At 70.2% G+C, this 15,383-nt stretch carries 13 protein-coding genes; 6 read left to right on the top strand and 7 right to left on the bottom strand.

Translation table 11 applies throughout. The features are described from left to right. Window positions 1-150: 150 nt before the first annotated feature. Together ACGFSB_RS15375 and ACGFSB_RS15370 are read right to left on the bottom strand one after the other, a co-directional pair. Window positions 151-1,017 carry a hypothetical protein gene (locus ACGFSB_RS15375; RefSeq protein WP_393398710.1) on the bottom strand — a complete coding sequence of 289 codons (867 nt, stop codon included), beginning with the start codon at window positions 1,015-1,017 and terminating at the stop codon, window positions 151-153. Between the two features lie 311 nt (window positions 1,018-1,328). Then, on the bottom strand, window positions 1,329-1,778 hold the full coding sequence (locus ACGFSB_RS15370) for an ATP-binding protein (RefSeq protein WP_393398708.1): 450 nt from the start codon (window positions 1,776-1,778) through the stop codon (window positions 1,329-1,331). A gap of 159 nt (window positions 1,779-1,937) precedes the next feature. Between ACGFSB_RS15370 and ACGFSB_RS15365 the strand changes: the two genes are divergently transcribed. Both ACGFSB_RS15365 and ACGFSB_RS15360 read left to right on the top strand, forming a co-directional pair. Further along, complete coding sequence (locus ACGFSB_RS15365) at window positions 1,938-2,795, top strand: Scr1 family TA system antitoxin-like transcriptional regulator (protein WP_393398706.1); 858 nt, start codon at window positions 1,938-1,940, stop codon at window positions 2,793-2,795. Beyond that, entirely contained in the window at window positions 2,792-3,001 is a 210-nt protein-coding gene (locus tag ACGFSB_RS15360; protein ID WP_393398704.1) for a DUF397 domain-containing protein, read from the top strand. Before ACGFSB_RS15365 ends, ACGFSB_RS15360 begins: the two co-directional genes overlap by 4 nt. A 377-nt stretch (window positions 3,002-3,378) precedes the next feature. Here ACGFSB_RS15360 and ACGFSB_RS15355 read toward each other — a convergent pair whose 3' ends face one another. Together ACGFSB_RS15355 and ACGFSB_RS15350 are read right to left on the bottom strand one after the other, a co-directional pair. Next, window positions 3,379-4,665: an SWIM zinc finger family protein gene (locus tag ACGFSB_RS15355; RefSeq protein ID WP_393398702.1), complete on the bottom strand. Its 1,287-nt coding sequence runs from the start codon at window positions 4,663-4,665 to the stop codon at window positions 3,379-3,381. Between the two features lie 29 nt (window positions 4,666-4,694). Continuing rightward, window positions 4,695-7,646 carry a DEAD/DEAH box helicase gene (locus tag ACGFSB_RS15350; RefSeq protein ID WP_393399051.1) on the bottom strand — a complete coding sequence of 984 codons (2,952 nt, stop codon included), beginning with the start codon at window positions 7,644-7,646 and terminating at the stop codon, window positions 4,695-4,697. 205 nt (window positions 7,647-7,851) lie between these two features. Here ACGFSB_RS15350 and ACGFSB_RS15345 point away from each other — a divergent pair, with 205 nt between their 5' ends. The 4 genes from ACGFSB_RS15345 (at window position 7,852) to ACGFSB_RS15330 (ending at window position 11,757) form a co-directional block, all read left to right on the top strand. Beyond that, window positions 7,852-8,883, top strand: a complete 1,032-nt coding sequence (locus ACGFSB_RS15345) for a metallophosphoesterase family protein (RefSeq protein ID WP_393398700.1) — start codon at window positions 7,852-7,854, stop codon at window positions 8,881-8,883. 9 nt (window positions 8,884-8,892) lie between these two features. Next, window positions 8,893-10,209: an MFS transporter gene (locus ACGFSB_RS15340; protein WP_393398699.1), complete on the top strand. Its 1,317-nt coding sequence runs from the start codon at window positions 8,893-8,895 to the stop codon at window positions 10,207-10,209. Then, window positions 10,206-11,264 (top strand): hypothetical protein, encoded by a 1,059-nt coding sequence (locus tag ACGFSB_RS15335; protein ID WP_393398697.1) that lies wholly within the window; start codon window positions 10,206-10,208, stop codon window positions 11,262-11,264. Before ACGFSB_RS15340 ends, ACGFSB_RS15335 begins: the two co-directional genes overlap by 4 nt. 67 nt (window positions 11,265-11,331) lie before the next feature. Continuing rightward, window positions 11,332-11,757 (top strand): RidA family protein, encoded by a 426-nt coding sequence (locus ACGFSB_RS15330; protein WP_393398695.1) that lies wholly within the window; start codon window positions 11,332-11,334, stop codon window positions 11,755-11,757. Here the strand turns inward: ACGFSB_RS15330 and ACGFSB_RS15325 are convergent. The 3 genes from ACGFSB_RS15325 to ACGFSB_RS15315 all read right to left on the bottom strand — a co-directional run bounded on the left by ACGFSB_RS15325 (window position 11,754) and on the right by ACGFSB_RS15315 (window position 15,252). Then, window positions 11,754-12,758, bottom strand: a complete 1,005-nt coding sequence (locus tag ACGFSB_RS15325) for a glycoside hydrolase family 6 protein (protein WP_393399049.1) — start codon at window positions 12,756-12,758, stop codon at window positions 11,754-11,756. The two genes, ACGFSB_RS15330 and ACGFSB_RS15325, sit on opposite strands and share 4 nt — an antisense overlap. A gap of 239 nt (window positions 12,759-12,997) precedes the next feature. Then, entirely contained in the window at window positions 12,998-13,729 is a 732-nt protein-coding gene (locus ACGFSB_RS15320) for an aspartate/glutamate racemase family protein (RefSeq protein ID WP_393398693.1), read from the bottom strand. Further along, window positions 13,729-15,252 carry an NCS1 family nucleobase:cation symporter-1 gene (locus ACGFSB_RS15315; RefSeq protein WP_393398691.1) on the bottom strand — a complete coding sequence of 508 codons (1,524 nt, stop codon included), beginning with the start codon at window positions 15,250-15,252 and terminating at the stop codon, window positions 13,729-13,731. The genes ACGFSB_RS15320 and ACGFSB_RS15315 overlap by 1 nt, the downstream gene beginning before the upstream one ends. Between the last annotated feature and the right edge of the window lie 131 nt (window positions 15,253-15,383).

Below are 15,383 nucleotides of genomic sequence, written 5' to 3'. Positions count from 1 at the left end.
CCCGTCGCGACAACACTGCGAAGAGTACGGAGCCGCTCGAACATCACCTGCCCCGCGCCGACGACGTCGGCGCTCGCATCGGTGAACAGCCGTTCGCGTACTTCATAGATCGCGGCTTCGGCCAACGCCGCGCGGGCTCTACGACAGGGATCAGGCTGCGGCCGGGGTGTCTGTGCGGCAGTCGGCGCACAGCTCCGTGGCGTCGTGGGTGCGAAAGGCGCGATCGCAGCCGTCGCAGGTCTGTAGAGGTGCCGCGCGCTGGGGCGGTGCTGCCGCTGCGGGGAGCGGGGGTGGAAGGAGCGTGGTGAGGCGGTAGCCGAGGAAGCGGGCAGGGTGATGGATGGGCGTGGGATCGGGCGGGAGGTTCGCGGTGAGGGTGCGGACGATCTGGCCGGGGGTGGCGTTGCGGGCAAACCAGGTGTCGACGGCAGGGGCAAGCGTTCGTACGTCGGTGGTGGAGAGGAGGAGGCGGGGGTCGACCAGGCGAAGGCGGGCGAGGAGGTCGGCGGCGGGGCCTACTGGCTGGGGAGGCAGTGACGGCCGTTTTGGCGGTACGCGGACGGAAGCGCCTGCTGGCCTGGAGTGGGCCGGAGTTGTGGGTGCCGAGCTGGGCCCGATCCCGGAGACCGACTTGTCCTCGGGCGTTTCCGATGCGCAGCCGGGCTTGTCGAACGAGAACGTGCGGGTGGCGACGCGACCCCCGCCGAGCGGAACGCGGCGCCGCTCCAAATAGCCAGCCGCTTCGAGCTCGTTGAGGGCCCTGCGGACGGTCGTCTCGCCCTCGGGGAAACGGAGGGTCAGCGCCTTGGCGGTGACGGAGGCGCCGTCGGGCAGCGACTGGATGTGGACGGCGAAGCCGATCGCGGTCGCGGAGAGGCGCGGATGCTGGGCGAGGTGGTTGCCGACGACCGTGAAGCGGTCGGTGTGGCGGTGACGTACGTGGAGGACCCCGGCGCGGGGAGCGTCATCGGGGAGCGGGTGCGCGGGCACGCCCGCGTTAGACTGCGGATCAGCCATCGGGAAGGGCTCACTTCCAGGTTGGTCAGGCCCTCGGTCAGGATTGCAGTCCTGTCGGGGGCCGTCTTTTTTGTTGTGGGGGTTGCGCTCTCTGGTTCTGTACTGCGGCGACCGTACCCCACCCATCCGCATTCCGGACGTCGAGTCATCAGAACGTGTGACCACGGGAGTTGGGGAGACGAGTCCGGGATCGGTTGGGTTGGTTTCTTGCCCGTTCCTTTAAAGGGTGGCGCGCCTCACCGGGGCGCGCGATGCCGCGCCCCGGCGGCGACCTGGCCAAACGAGCAAACCCGGCCACGGCACCAATCCATTCACCGGAGGGAAACCTCCGCCCAGACGGTCTTGACGAGCGGATCGGAGGTATCGCATCCCCAGCCGTCGGCAAGAGCCTCGACGAGGAGCAGGCCGCGTCCCGACTCCGAGTCGGGCGACGCTGGTTCGTGGTCGCCGGAGACGTGCGGGAGTCGGTCAGCACACGCGTCGGTGACCTCGATACGGAGAGTGTTCTCGGGCGTGACGGAGAGCCGGAGACGGAAGTCGCGACCACGTACATGACCGTGCTGAACGGCATTCGCGGCAAGCTCAGCGACGAGGTGGGCGACGACATCCGAAGCCTCAGTGCCATACGACCAGCCCCACGCGTCCAGTTGCTGCGTGGCGAGGTATCGGGCGAGGCAGGCGCCTCGTCGGGTCGCGGAGAGGTGGACCGCGAACTGCTGGGTGGTTGCGGCGGGTTCGAGGGTGACGCTTTCCGGATTCATGTCACTCAGCGTGTCGATCCGCTACACACTCTGAACAGGAAGTCCGCTGGTACGGAGCGCCCTTTGTCGGGTCACCGGGGGCGGGCTGTACGGGCTGTCGGCCGCAGCCTCACGAGGCCGAATCGCGTTGAGTACGGGCACGTCGGAGGTGGGCACGGCATGACTGCCGCAGAACACGAAGAGCAGGACCCAGCGGACGAAACACAGGACTTGGACGAGGAGACGTCCCAGGTCCTGGCGATCGTGGGGCGCCACGTCCGGCGGTGGCGGATCCGGGCGGGGCTGACGCAGGCCGAGTTGGGGCTGGCCATCGGATACACGGAACATCAGGTGTCGGCGGTCGAGCGGGGCCGACGGATCCCCAAGCCCGAGTTCCTGGACAAGGCGGACAGGGCGCTGAACGCGAACGGGATGCTGGCCGCGCTTAAGGAGGACCTGAGGGAGGTTCGGTATCCGAAGAAGGTGCGGGACCTGGCGAAGCTGGAGGCAGACGCCGTCGAGCTTGGCGCGTATGCCCACGAAGTGGTTCACGGTCTCCTGCAGACCGAGGACTACATTCGAGCCCTCTTCCAAATGCGCACGCCCCTTCTCGACGAGGAGACCATCGAGCGTCATGTGTCCGCACGGCTGGCGCGCCAGGAAATCTTCGGCCACTGGCCCGCACCCGTGATGAGCTTCGTGCAAGAAGAGGTGACGCTGCGCCGTCCTGTCGGTGGCAGGATGGTCTTGCGCGCACAGCTCGAACGCCTCTTGGAGGTGGGCCAGTTGCGGAACGTTCAAATCCAAGTGATGCCAACGGGCCGTGAAGAAAACGCGGGCCTCGGTGGCTCGTTCCGGCTCATCGAACCTCAGCAGGGATCCAGAGTGGCGCACACCGAAGTCCAGCAGTTCAGTCGCGTGACCGCTGATCGAAAATCGGTCCGCGTCCTTGAAGCACGGTATGGGATCATCCGGGCCCAGGCCCTCACCCCACGAGAGTCACTGACCTTCATCGAACGAGTGCTGGGAGAGACATGATCGACACCTCCTCCATAGACAGCGCCGACAAGCTGGAGTGGTTCAAGAGCAGCCACAGCACGAACGAAGGCCCCGACTGCGTCGAGGTGGCCACCGCCCCCGGCGTCATGCACGTCCGAGACTCCAAGGCCACAGCAGGAGCTCAACTCTCCTTCACAGACGCCTCGTGGGCGGCCTTCACCTCGTTCGTCACCTCGCACGAGTAGGGCCAGGCACGTCCGCGCCCCCATGAACGGGCACCAATCCGAGCCCGTCCGTTCGGATACGACATCTCGGTCTGAAATCGCCCCTCCCTGACTGAATATGAACTTTCCCGATCGGATCGGGCCGCTGAACCTCGAAGTACATGGTGTTCCGCAGGCGGAAGCCGCTCAGGGAATACAGCCCACGTGATCACTCAGCACTGTGTCCGCTCTTCGAAGTGCGGCCGGAACCAGGGGGTCACGACCCGCTCACGACCTTCTGCGGACATCTCGGCAAGGCTCTCTTCGAACCAGGGACCGTCATCGCCGTCGACTGTCCCGAGTTGGGTATCCCGACCGGCGCCCCGGCTCGCCTCTCGCGCCTGGGTCGAGGCACGGCTCTACGACCCGAGCATTCCGCTCAACGCCCCCACCGGATCCCCATCCGCCTCCCCCTCCGGCCACCAGTCGTCCCGCCCCGGCTCGCTTCGGTACGGGTACCAGCGGCCGTCCCTGCCGTAGCGGAGCTGGAGGGAGCCGGGGGTGTTCGTGAGGTGGTTGCGGTGGATTGTCATGCGGGGGAGGTCTGCCGCGATCAGGGCGCCCCGGGCTCGGTCGAAGGGGCCCGCCGGGGGGTCCCACGGGGACTCCAGGAGTGACAGGCCCTCCTCGCCGCCCTGGCGCCAGGCCGCCGCCGCGCGGGAGAGGTCCGCGGAGGTGTGGCCCACCGCCCTTGCCAGTTCGGCGAATTGGCGGCTGAAGGTGCGGCGGCCTGTCAGGCCGGGGTGGGAAGCCGCCAGGCGGACCGCGTCGTGCCAGGGGTCGGCGGCGGGGAAAGGGTCCGTGCCGGTGGTCAGGTGCGCGTGGGCCCTGGACGTCGCGTCCGTGGCCAGGAACTCCAGGGATGTGGGGTTGGGGGCGCCGGGGAGTGAGGGGAGGAGCGGGGGTTCGCCTGGGTGGGTGGGAGGTGCGAGCGGGGGCGGGAGCGGGGGGCGGTAGTCCGTGGCCAGGGCGTCTCGGGCCAGGGTGCCGGGGAAGGGCTCGGTGGTGGTGTCCGTTGACTTCGTGGATTGCTCGCGGGCCGCCTGGTGTGCGTTACGGTGCGTCAGTTCGTCCAGGAGGGCCTGTTCGTCTCCGCCTCGCAGGAGGAGGAGTACGAAGGGGTCCGCGTCCAGGAGCCTGGCCGTCTGGTACGTGAGCGCTGCCGCGTGCTTGCAGGGGCGGCCGTGGTCCGGGCATGTGCAGGACGGGACCAAGTCGCCTGGGCCTGGGAGGAGTTGGACTCCGGCTCGCTCCGCCGCCGCCACCAGTGCGTGCGGCATGTCCTTGTCCAGTAGCGCCGCGATGTGCGCCGGCTCGGTGGCCACCGCGTCCAGGAAGTTGTTCCAGTCCTCCGGCGTGAGGGTGCCCATGCGGATCTCGGCGCGGTAGGGGCGGGGGCGGCTGCCGCGTACGTACGCCACGATGCGGCCCGGCGCGACCGTGATCGTGTCGACGTGGCCCTCGCGAGCGTACGCGCGACCGCGGGAGAGGCGGCCGGGGTCGAGCGCGGTTCCCTCCAGCGCGTCGATCCAGGCGTTGCCCCACCAGGAGGTGGCGAACGGAGCCTGGGGGTCGGAGTGTTGAGGGAACGGGGGGAAGACGCGACTGCCGCCGGTCGCCCGGCCCGCACCCCCGGTCCCGCTCACTCCAGGGCGACGGACACCGCCCCCGCCCCTCACGAAACCCTCCGCAGCGATACCAGATCCGCCAGGTCCGCATCCGAGAGCTCCGTGAGTGCCGACTCGCCGCCCTCGCCTAGCACCGCGTCCGCCAACGCCTGTTTCGCCGCCAGGAGTTCGGCGATGCGGTCCTCCACCGTGCCCTCCGCGATCAGCCGGTGGACCTGCACCGGCTGCGTCTGGCCGATGCGGTAGGCGCGGTCCGTGGCCTGTTCCTCTACCGCCGGGTTCCACCAGCGGTCGTAGTGGATGACGTGGCCCGCCCGGGTGAGGTTCAGGCCCGTGCCCGCCGCCTTGAGGGAGAGGAGGAACACGGGGACCTCGCCCGACTGGAAGCGGTCCACCATCTCCTCCCGGCGCGGGACCGGCGTACCGCCGTGGAGGAGTTGGGTGCCGATGCCGCGCCGTGACAGGTGCGATTCGAGCAGGCGCGCCATCTCCACGTACTGCGTGAAGATCAGGACCGCGCCGTCCTCCGCCAGGATCGTGTCCAGGAGTTCGTCCAGGAGTTCCAGTTTCCCTGAGCGGGAGCCGCCCCCGCGCTTCACGATCTCGCCGTCCTTCAAGTACTGCGCCGGGTGGTTGCAGATCTGCTTCAGTGCCATCAGGAGCTTCATGACCAGGCCTCGGCGTGCGATGCCCTCGGACGCCTCGATATGGGCGAGTGTCTCGCGTACGACCGCCTCGTAGAGCGACGCCTGTTCGCGGGTGAGCGTGACCGGGTGGTCCGTTTCTGTCTTCGGGGGGAGTTCCGGGGCGATGCCCGGGTCCGACTTCTTGCGGCGCAGGAGGAAGGGGCGGACCAGGCGGGCCAGGCGCGCCATCGCCTCGTCGTTCTCGGCGGTCTCGCCACCCTCCACCAGGCGGGCGTGGCGTGCGCGGAACGCCTTGAGCGGGCCGAGCAGGCCCGGTGTCGTCCAGTCCAGCAGGGCCCAGAGCTCGGAGAGGTTGTTCTCGACCGGGGTGCCGGTGAGGGCCACCCTCGCCGGGGAGGGGATCGTGCGCAGCGCCTTCGCCGTCGCCGCGTGCGGGTTCTTGACGTGTTGCGCCTCGTCCGCCACCACCAAGCCCCAGGCGTGCGCGGCCAGTTCGGGTGCGCTTGTACGCATGGTGCCGTAGGTCGTCAGGATGAAGCCGCCCTCCAGGTCACCGTCGAGGCTGCGGCCCGCGCCGTGGAAGCGGCGCACCGGGACCCCCGGCGCGAACCGCTCGATCTCCCGTTGCCAGTTGCCGAGCAGCGATGCCGGGCAGACCACCAGCGTCGGTTCGGGGCGGGCCCTGTGCAGATGGAGCGCGATCAGGGTGACCGTCTTGCCGAGGCCCATGTCGTCGGCGAGGCAGCCGCCCAGGCCGAGCGACGTCATCAGGTCGAGCCACGCGAGGCCCCGGAGCTGGTAGTCGCGCAGGGTGGCCGCGAGTGCGGGGGGCTGAGCGACCGGGCGCAGGTCGTCGGTCAGGCGTCCCCGGAGGCGGGCCAGGGCGCCGATCGGGACCGCCTCGACCCGCTCGCCCTCCACCTCCGCCGTCCCCGTCAGTGCGACAGAGAGCGCGTCCACCGGGTCCAGGAGTCCCAGATCCCGTTTGCGTGCCTTGCGTACGAGTTCGGGGTCGACCAGGACCCATTGGTCACGGAGGCGTACGACCGGGCGGTGCGCCTCCGCCAGGATGTCCATCTCCGCCTCAGTGAGGGGGCCACCGCCCGTGCCGCCCCCGTCGCCGGGGCCAAGCGCCAACTGCCAGCGGAATTCCAGGAGTTGCTCGGTCTTGAAGAAGTCGAAGTTGTCGGCCGCCGTGCCGGGGGCGGGGCGTACGACAGCGGTCGCGGTCAGGCCGCGCGTCAGTGCCCTGGGCCAGTGGACGGCGACGCCCGCCGCGCCGAGCCTCGACGCCGCCGTGCCCAGGAGTTCGTACAACTCCCCCTCGCTCAGCGGAAGTACGTCCGGGCGCGGCCGTTCGAGGAGACGGGCGAGCGGCGGCCATACGCGGGCCGCGCGCCGCACCGCGAGCAGCGTGTCGACGCGGGCGCGCGGGCCGAAGTGGTCGACCCCCGACCAGAGTTGAGCCGCGTCCGCGACGAGCGTGGGGTCGGCGAGGCTGTGCACCTGCACGACTGCGGCCGCCGGGCTTGCGGCGCCGTCCTCGCCGACGCCATCGGGGGCAGCAGCATCCCCGGTGTCGAACACCTCGTGCGCCTGCAGATCGAGCCGCAGCGACACCCGCACCCCGGCGTCCATCCCGGCGGCCACCTCCGCGGCCCACTCCCGTGCGCCCGGCAGCCGCTGCGGCTCGCGTGCCGCGAAGGGTGCGCCGACCGCGTGCGCCGCGGCGGGCGTACGCGGCAGGGTGTCCACCACCGCGTCGACGAAGGCCCTGACGAGGGCGAGCGGCTCGGGGAGCAGGAGGGGCTTGCTGCCGGGCAGCGGTACGGCGTGCGCCTGGGCCGGCATCGCCGCGGCGATCGCCCGCAGCTGCGTGACGTCGGCGGCGTCCAGCGGCCCGGCCCGCCACGCGTCCAGGTCGCCGCCGGTCAGACCAGGCAGCAGCCTGCCCCGCGCGGCCAGGTGCAGGGCGTGCCGGGCGGCAGCGGTCCAGCAGGCCACGGCGGGGTGCTGGTGCGAGTACGGGTGGGGGTGCTGGTGCTGGCGCGAGTACGGGGGCGCGGATGTGGTGGCGCGCAGCAGGAGCGGGACCGCTTCCGGCATCGGCAGGATCCACGCCGGGACGGTACGGGTACGGACTCCCTTGCCGTGTGGGCGTACGACGGAGATCTCACCCTCGGTGGCGCCGGGAAACCCACCGGTACCGCCTCCGCCGGGCAGCCTCCCGTCCGGCGCCCAGAACGCGATCCGCCCCTCCCTCGGCACCTCGGCCGGAAGGAAGACGGCAGCGCAGGTGCGGACAAGCCCAGCGGCCACGACAGCGGCGCCCGCGCCAGCCCCCGCCGTCACGTTCACCACCTCGCTCACCTTCAGTCACCCGCATGTCATTCCCGCACGCCACCCTAGGCCAGCCGTCCCGGAGCGAGCGCTGGTAGGAAACTTTCCTAACAGTAGTTCGCCCCAAGTCATTGACGCGGTCATGCCGTCTCGGCAGGATGCCCTGCGAACGGCCCCGCACCGCTCACGGCCCCCCACGCCGAAATAGGAGACGGACATGCCGCCCACCCCCCGCGCCATGAACTCCCGCACGGACGAAACCCCCACGAGCAAATCTCGTACGAGCAAGTCCTGTACGAGTAAGTCCCGTACGAACGCGTCCCACAAGAGGAAGGCCCGTTGGGCCATCCCCCTCGCGGCCGGCGCCTCGCTCGCCCTCGTCGGCGGCGCCCTCCTCTGGTCCCCTGCCGACAAGGCCGACGCCGCGCCGGCCGGGCAGGACACGAAGGCGGCCTTCACCGCCGTCGCCGCCGGAGACATCGCCGAGCAGTGCACCTCCGACGACAGCGGCTGCGAGCACCCCAAGACCGCCGAGCTCGTCAAGAAGCTCAACCCGTCCTTCGTGATGACGATGGGCGACAACCAGTACGACGACGCACGCCTCAAGGACTTCGAGGCCTACTACGACACCAGCTGGGGCACTTTCAAGGACAAGACGCGGCCGGTGCCCGGCAACCACGAGACGTACGACCCGGACGGCGCCCTGGAGGGCTACAAGTCCTACTTCGGCGACATCGCCTACCCCAAGGGCGAGAGCTACTACAGCTTCGACCAGGACAACTGGCACTTCATCGCCCTCGACTCCAACAGCTTCGACGACGACGCGCAGATCGACTGGCTCAAGGCCGACCTCGCCGCGAACTCCAAGAAGTGCGTGGCCGCGTACTGGCACCACCCGCTCTACTCCTCGGGCGAGCACGGCAACGACCCGGTCAGCAGGCCGGTCTGGAAGCTGCTCTACGACAAAAAGGCCGAGCTCGTCATGAACGGCCACGACCACCACTACGAGCGGTTCGCGCCGCAGAACCCGGACGGGAAGGCCGACGCCAACGGCATCGTCGAGCTGCTCGGCGGGATGGGCGGCGCCAACCCGTACAAGATCGAGGAAGTCCAGCCCAACAGCGAGAAGCGGCTCACCAAGACGTTCGGCGTGGTGAAGCTGGACTTCACCGACACCGGCTTCTCCTGGAACCTCATCGGCACGGACGGCGCGACGAAGGACAGCAGCCCGTCCTACAAGTGTCACTGAGCCGCTGAGATGTATCTGGCGTCAACGGACGCGGTCGCCAAGGCGAAGGCCGAAGCCGAAGCTGCTTCCACAGCAGAGGCCAAGACCACCAGAGCCAAGCGCGGCCGCGTCGCCGGTCCTGTCATCGCCCTCGGCGCGGTCAGCCTGGTCACCGACATCTCGTCCGAGATGGTCACGGCGGTCCTCCCCCTCTACTTCGTCCTCCAACTCGGCCTCTCACCGCTCCAGTTCGGATTCCTCGACGGCCTCTACAACGGGGTCACCGCTTTCGTACGACTCATCGGCGGGTACGCCGCCGACCGCGGCGGGCGGCACAAGCTCGTCGCGGGCGGCGGTTACGCCCTCTCCGCGCTCTCCCGGCTCGGCCTGCTCCTCGCGGGCGGCGCCACGGCCGGAATCGGCGCGGCCCTCGCCGCCGACCGCATCGGCAAGGGCGTACGGACCGCGCCGCGCGACGCGCTGATCTCGCTCAGCAGCCCGCCGGACGCCCTCGGCCGGGCGTTCGGCGTGCACCGCGCGATGGACACGACTGGCGCGCTGCTCGGGCCGCTCGCCGCGTTCGCGCTGCTCTGGGCGACTGCGGACGCGTACGACGCCGTGTTCGTGGTCAGTTTCTGCTTCGGGCTTCTCGGAGTACTGATGCTGGTCGCGTTCGTGCCGGGCCGGGGCGACGCGCTGCCGGTGCCGGTGACGGTCCCGGTGACGGAGCCAGAAGGCGCGCCAAGCACCCCGAAATTCAAGGTACTTGACCTCCTCCGCCTCCCCGCCTTCCGCCGCATCCTCGGAGCTGCGGCCCTCCTCGGCGCTGCCACCATCGGCGACGCCTTCCTCTATCTGCTCCTCCAGCGGCAGCTCGACTTCGCGATCAGCTGGTTCCCGCTCCTCCCGCTGGGCGCCGCAGCCGTCTATCTGCTCCTGGCGGTGCCTGCGGGGCGCCTGGCCGACCGCGTGGGCCGCCGGGTCCCCTTCCTGGCCGGACATGTGGCGCTCCTCGGCGGGTACGTCCTGCTGCTCTCCCCCGCCGACGGCTGGACCCTGCTCATCGGCGTACTGCTCCTCCTCGGCATCTTCTACGCGGCCACCGACGGCGTCCTGATGGCGCTCGCCACACCGGTGCTTCCGCAGGGGCGCCGGGCCAGCGGTATGGCCGTACTCCAGACGGGCCAGGCGCTCGCCCGGCTCGTCGCGGCCGCCGGGTTCGGCGCGGCCTGGACTCTGTGGGGCATCGGCCCCGCGCTGACCTGCGCGGCGCTCGCACTGACGGTGGCACTGGCGGGGGCGACAGCGCTGCTGCCCTCGCCGCGAAAGGCAGGCATGACGGCATGACAGATGGCACGACCCAGAACGACCCGGACCCCGACCCCGACCCCCACCCCAAGGCCAAGTCCCTGCGCACCCGCATCATCGCCGTGGCCGCGACCGCCGCCGTCCTCGCCACCGTGGCCGTCGCCTACACCCTGCACGCGGCCGAACGCGCCGAACCGACCGCCGCCGCATCGGAGTTCGGCCTCGACACGGGCCACCTCTATTTCCGCAGCACGGAAGGCTCAGGCGGTGCAGGCGGTGCAGGCCGAGTCGCCCGCACCGCCACCCCGTCCGGCAAGGGTCACCGCACCCCGGGCGGACCCTCCTGCGAACGCTTCTACGCCGCCGCGAACACCGCACTCTGCCTCCAGCGCCGCGCGGGCATCCCGCCCACGTCGTACGCCCTGGTCCTGGACCGGAAGCTGCGCGAGAAGCGCCGCATCGCCCTGACCGGCATCCCCAACCGGGCCCGCGTCTCGGCGTCGGGCCGGATGCTGTCCTGGACGATGTTCGCCACGGGGGATTCGTACGCGGGCTCCTCCTTCTCCACCCGCACATCGATCCTGGACACCCGCACCGGCTACCTCATCAAGAACATGGAGGAGATCCAACTCACCCTGGACGGCAGCCGCTACCACTCCCCCGACGTCAACTACTGGGGCGTCACCTTCGCCAAGGACGACAACCGCTTCTACGCGACCGTCTCGACGAAGGGCAAGACCTATCTGGTCGAGGGCGACATGAAGAAGTGGACCGCCAAGGCCCTGCGGACGAACGTCGAGTGCCCCTCCCTCTCGCCCGACAACACCCGCATCGCCTTCAAGAAGCGGGTACGGAAGGGCACTTCGGATCCCTGGCGCCTCTACGTACTCGACCTGCGCACCATGCGCGAACACTCGGTCGCCGAGTCCCGTAACGTCGACGACCAGGCCGCGTGGCTGGACGACGACACCCTCGCGTACGCGCTGCCGGGCGGCGGCGACCGGAAGCAGGACATCTGGAGCACGCGGGCGGACGGGGACGGCAAGCCCAATCTCCTTGTCCGGGACGGGATTTCACCGGCGGCGGTGCACTGACGGGCCCGGCACCCCGGGGTGGAAATTCGATGGCGCGCCACCGCCCGCGTCCCGCACGATCAGCACCATGGCTGCCACTACTCACCGCACCGTCGTGCCCACCCTCTTCCCGCCGCCGGGATACGCCCATGCCGCAGTCGTCGAGGCAGGCACCAAGCTCGCGTTCATGGCGGGCTCGGTGCCGCTCGACCCGGCGGGGAATCTCGTCGGGAAGGGCGACGTGGTGCGCCAGACCGCGCAGGTCATCGCCAACCTCGACGAGGCCCTGCGCGCCATCGGCAGCGACCTGACGCAGGTGGTGGCCAGCACGGTGTACGTCGTGAGCGACGAGCCAGGACCGCTGAGCGAGGCGTGGGAGGTCGTCCGCGCCTCCGACCTGCTCGCGAAGGGCCCGCACACGTCGACGCTGCTCGGCACGACATGCCTCGGCTACGCCGGTCAGCTCGTCGAGATCACGGCGACGGCCATCGTCCCCGACGGGCACCCCCGCTAGCCGCGCGCCCTGCTGGCGAGCCCCAGCGCGTACTGCGCCCACCACAGCCCGGCGCGCGGACCGCCCCGGCAGGTTCCGTCGGACTCGCCCGGCCGCTTGATCCACAGGTAGGCGTCGAGGGCGGAGGCGCCGGTGCGGGTGGTGGGCGGGGTGCCGAGGGCGCGGCCAGGCGGGTTGCACCAGGAGTTGGCGCCGCTTCCGGTGTAGGGGCCGTTGCCGTTGCGGCTGCTGTCGACGACGAAGTGCTTGGCGCCGCCGAGCTCTCTGGAGAGACGGTTGCCGTAGGCCGAACTGACCGTGTTCGTATGATAGTTGGAGACATTGAGCGCGAAGCCGTCGGCCCTGGAGACCCCGGCCTGCCGCAGCGGGGCGACGAGGCGGCGTTCATCGGGGATCCAGCCGGAGTTGCCCGCGTCGAGATAGACCCTGGCGTGCGGGCGCGCCTTGATGCGGCCGACCGCGTAGGCGAGGAGGCCGTACCGCTCGCGGGCGTCCGCCTTCGCACAGCCCGCGATCTTCTGCGCGACCGCGTCCGGTTCGACGATGACGTACGCGGGACGGTCGCCGATGCCCGCGGCGAACTGGTCGATCCACCGCCGGTACTCACCCGCGGTGGCCGCCCCGCCTGCCGAGTAGTCGCCGCAGTCGCGGTGCGGGATGAAGTAGGCGACGAGCACTGCCGTGCGCCGCTGCCTCGCCGCGGCCTCCGTGGCCGCACGGACGGCGGGCCCCGGCTCCGGATCGTTGAGCCACAGGGCCTGGGCGCGTCCCGCGATGCGGTTGATGAGCCGGGCCTTGGCGGTGTAGCCCTGGCTTCGCCACTGGGCGGCCTGGCGGGCGGCGGCACTGTTCGGGTCGACCCAGAAGCTGGTGGCGGGGGCGGCTCCCGCGTGCCCGGAAGCGCCGGATGCGTACGCGCCGTCAGCGGTGCCCCCCGGCACCACGCCCGTCACCCCCGCACAGCCGGACGCCGCCGCGCCCGTGAGGAGCACGGCGGCGATGAGCCGGGCGAAGCGGGGACGAGCGCCACGGGGTTGGGCGCCGCGAGGTTGGGCACCACGGGCTTGGGCGCCACGGGAACGGCGACGGGCTCGGCCAGCTGATCCGAGGGACGGCTGCGACACCGGGCACTCCACTTGCTCGGCACCGGACCGGCCCGGCGCATTCCCCGGAGTCTGCGGTCACCCGACCCCCGCGAGGCCGCGTACACCGCCGGTCCGGCGGCAGATCGCCCGGAGAATCACTCCGACGGCGGCGACTGCGACGGTGGTGCCCAAGTGCGCGCCTTCGGCAGGGGTTTGGCGTAGCCGCCGGCGCGGCTCGTGGTCAGGCCGAGCCCGACGAGCGATTCGGCGAGCTTCACCGCCGCGGCGACACCGTCGACCACCGGCATGTCGAGAGCGGCGCCGACCTTCTCCTGAAGCCCGGTCATCCCGGCGCAGCCCAGCACCAGGACTTCGGCCCCCGCTTCGCGGGCCCGCTCGGCGGCGGCGAGGAACGCGCGGACGGTGACCTCGGAGTCCGCGAGGTCTAGGACGCCGAGCCCGGTCCCCACGACGGCCGCGCAGTTCCGCGCGACGCCCGCCGCGTGCAGACTGTCCTCGATCTGGCCGCGCGCCCGGTCGAGGGTGGTGACGACGCCGTACCGCCGCCCGAGCAGACAGGCCAGATGGGCCGCCGCCTCGGTGATGTCGACGACGGGCACGTCGAGGAGCTCACGGGCGCCCTCACGCCCGTGCTCGCCGAACCCGGCCATGACGACGGCGTCGTACGACTCCTCGTACCCGCGCAGGGTGTCGAGGACGGCCGCGGCCGAGAGATAGCTGTCGAGCCACCCCTCGGCGGACTCAGGACCCCAGGCGGGGGTGAGCCCGACGATCGAGGTGCCGGGGGCGGCAGCGTCCCGCGCCCCCGCCACGATCTCCTCGGTCATCGACCGCGTCGTATTGCAGTTGGTGACGACGATGCGCACTAGCCCTCCACCGCATCCGTGAAGGCAACCTCGCCCGTGAGTGCGACCTCGTCCGTAGGTGCGACCTCGTCCGTGAGCGCGGCGGTCCGCTCGGCGTGGCACAGGACGGCGTAGAGGAGCGCGGCCGTGGCCGTCCCGATGAACCAGGAGTACGGCGCGACGTAGTCGAAGAACGGCACGAGCGCACACACCGCGGCGAACCCGGCCGTCGGCACGAAGGCCGCGAGCGCCTTCGGGTTGACGCCCTTCTTGTAGTAGTACGGCGATCCCGGCTCGGCCTTGAAGAGAGCTTCGGCGTCGATGCGCCCGCGCTTCACCCAGAAGTAGTCGACCGCGATGATCCCGAACAGCGGCCCGAGGAAGGCGCCGAGGCCGCCGAGGAAGTAGTTGACGACGGTGGGGTTGGAGTAGAGGTTCCACGGCGTGACGAGCAGCGCGGCGACCGTGGAGATGATTCCGCCGATCTTGAAGGTGATCTTCTGCGGCCAGACATTGGCCAGGTCGTACGCGGGTGAGACGAAGTTGGCCACGATGTTCACGCCCATCGTGGCGACGGCGAAGGTGAGCGCTCCGAAGATCAGCACCCAGGTGTTGCCGATCTCGGCGACCAGTTCGGCGGGGTCGGTGATGGCCTTGCCGAAGACTTCGAGGCTTCCGGCGGTGACGACGACGGACAGAATCACGAAGGCCGTGGAGTTGATGGGGAGGCCCCAGAAGTTGCCGCGCTTGACGGTGCGGTAGTCGGGGGCGAAGCGCGAGAAGTCGCAGAAGTTCAGCATCAGCGTGCCGTAGGTGGCGAGGATGAGGCCGATCGCTCCGAACCACTGCCGGACCTGCTCGCCGGTGGAGACGGGGTGAGGGGTGCTGGTCAGGGAGATGGTCCAGCCCGCCTTCCAGAGGACCCACACGGCGAGGGCGATCATCACGACCCAGATGGCGGGCCCGCAGAAGTCCTGGAACTTCCGTACGGACTCCATGCCTCGGGTCATGATCAGCCCCTGCACCAGCCAGAGGGCGACGAACGAACACCAGCCGAGGGCGTGCAGCCCGAGGAAGGAGTGTTCGGTCCAGGAGTCGAGCCCCGGGAAAGCGGCGATCAGCATCACATTGACCGCGATGGAGGCCAGATAGGTCTGGATTCCGTACCACATGATGGCGATCACGGCCCTGATCAGGGCGGGGATGTTGGCGCCCCAGACACCGAAGCTGATGCGGCTGACCACGGGGAACGGCACTCCGTGGCGCTGCCCGATGCGCCCCATCATGTTCATCCCGACGTAGATGAGCATGAAGCCGACGAGGAGCGAGGTGAAGATCTGCCAGACGTTGAGGCCGAGGACCAGCAGTCCGGCGGCGAAGGTGTAGTTGCCGAGGTTGTGGACGTCGGACATCCAGAGGGCGAAGAGGTCGAAGACCTTCCATTTGCGCTCGGCGGACGGGGCGAGGTCTTCGTTGGTGAGGCGGGGGTCGGGCACGAAGTCGGTCGCGGCGCCGGGGGAGTCGGCGCGCTGAGTGAGGGACACGGGGCCTCCTGCAAGGGGGACGGAGGTGCGGCGTGCTTTGGTATACCAATTTTTGGTATACCAAAGGTGACGTCATGTTCCCGCCACCAAGGGCGCCCGGCAATGTCCCTACGGTTACGAATCGGTAAATC

The organism is Streptomyces sp. NPDC048441 (assembly GCF_043200235.1).
GTDB lineage: Bacteria > Actinomycetota > Actinomycetes > Streptomycetales > Streptomycetaceae > Streptomyces.
This window is presented reverse-complemented; position numbering and strand designations above follow the sequence as displayed.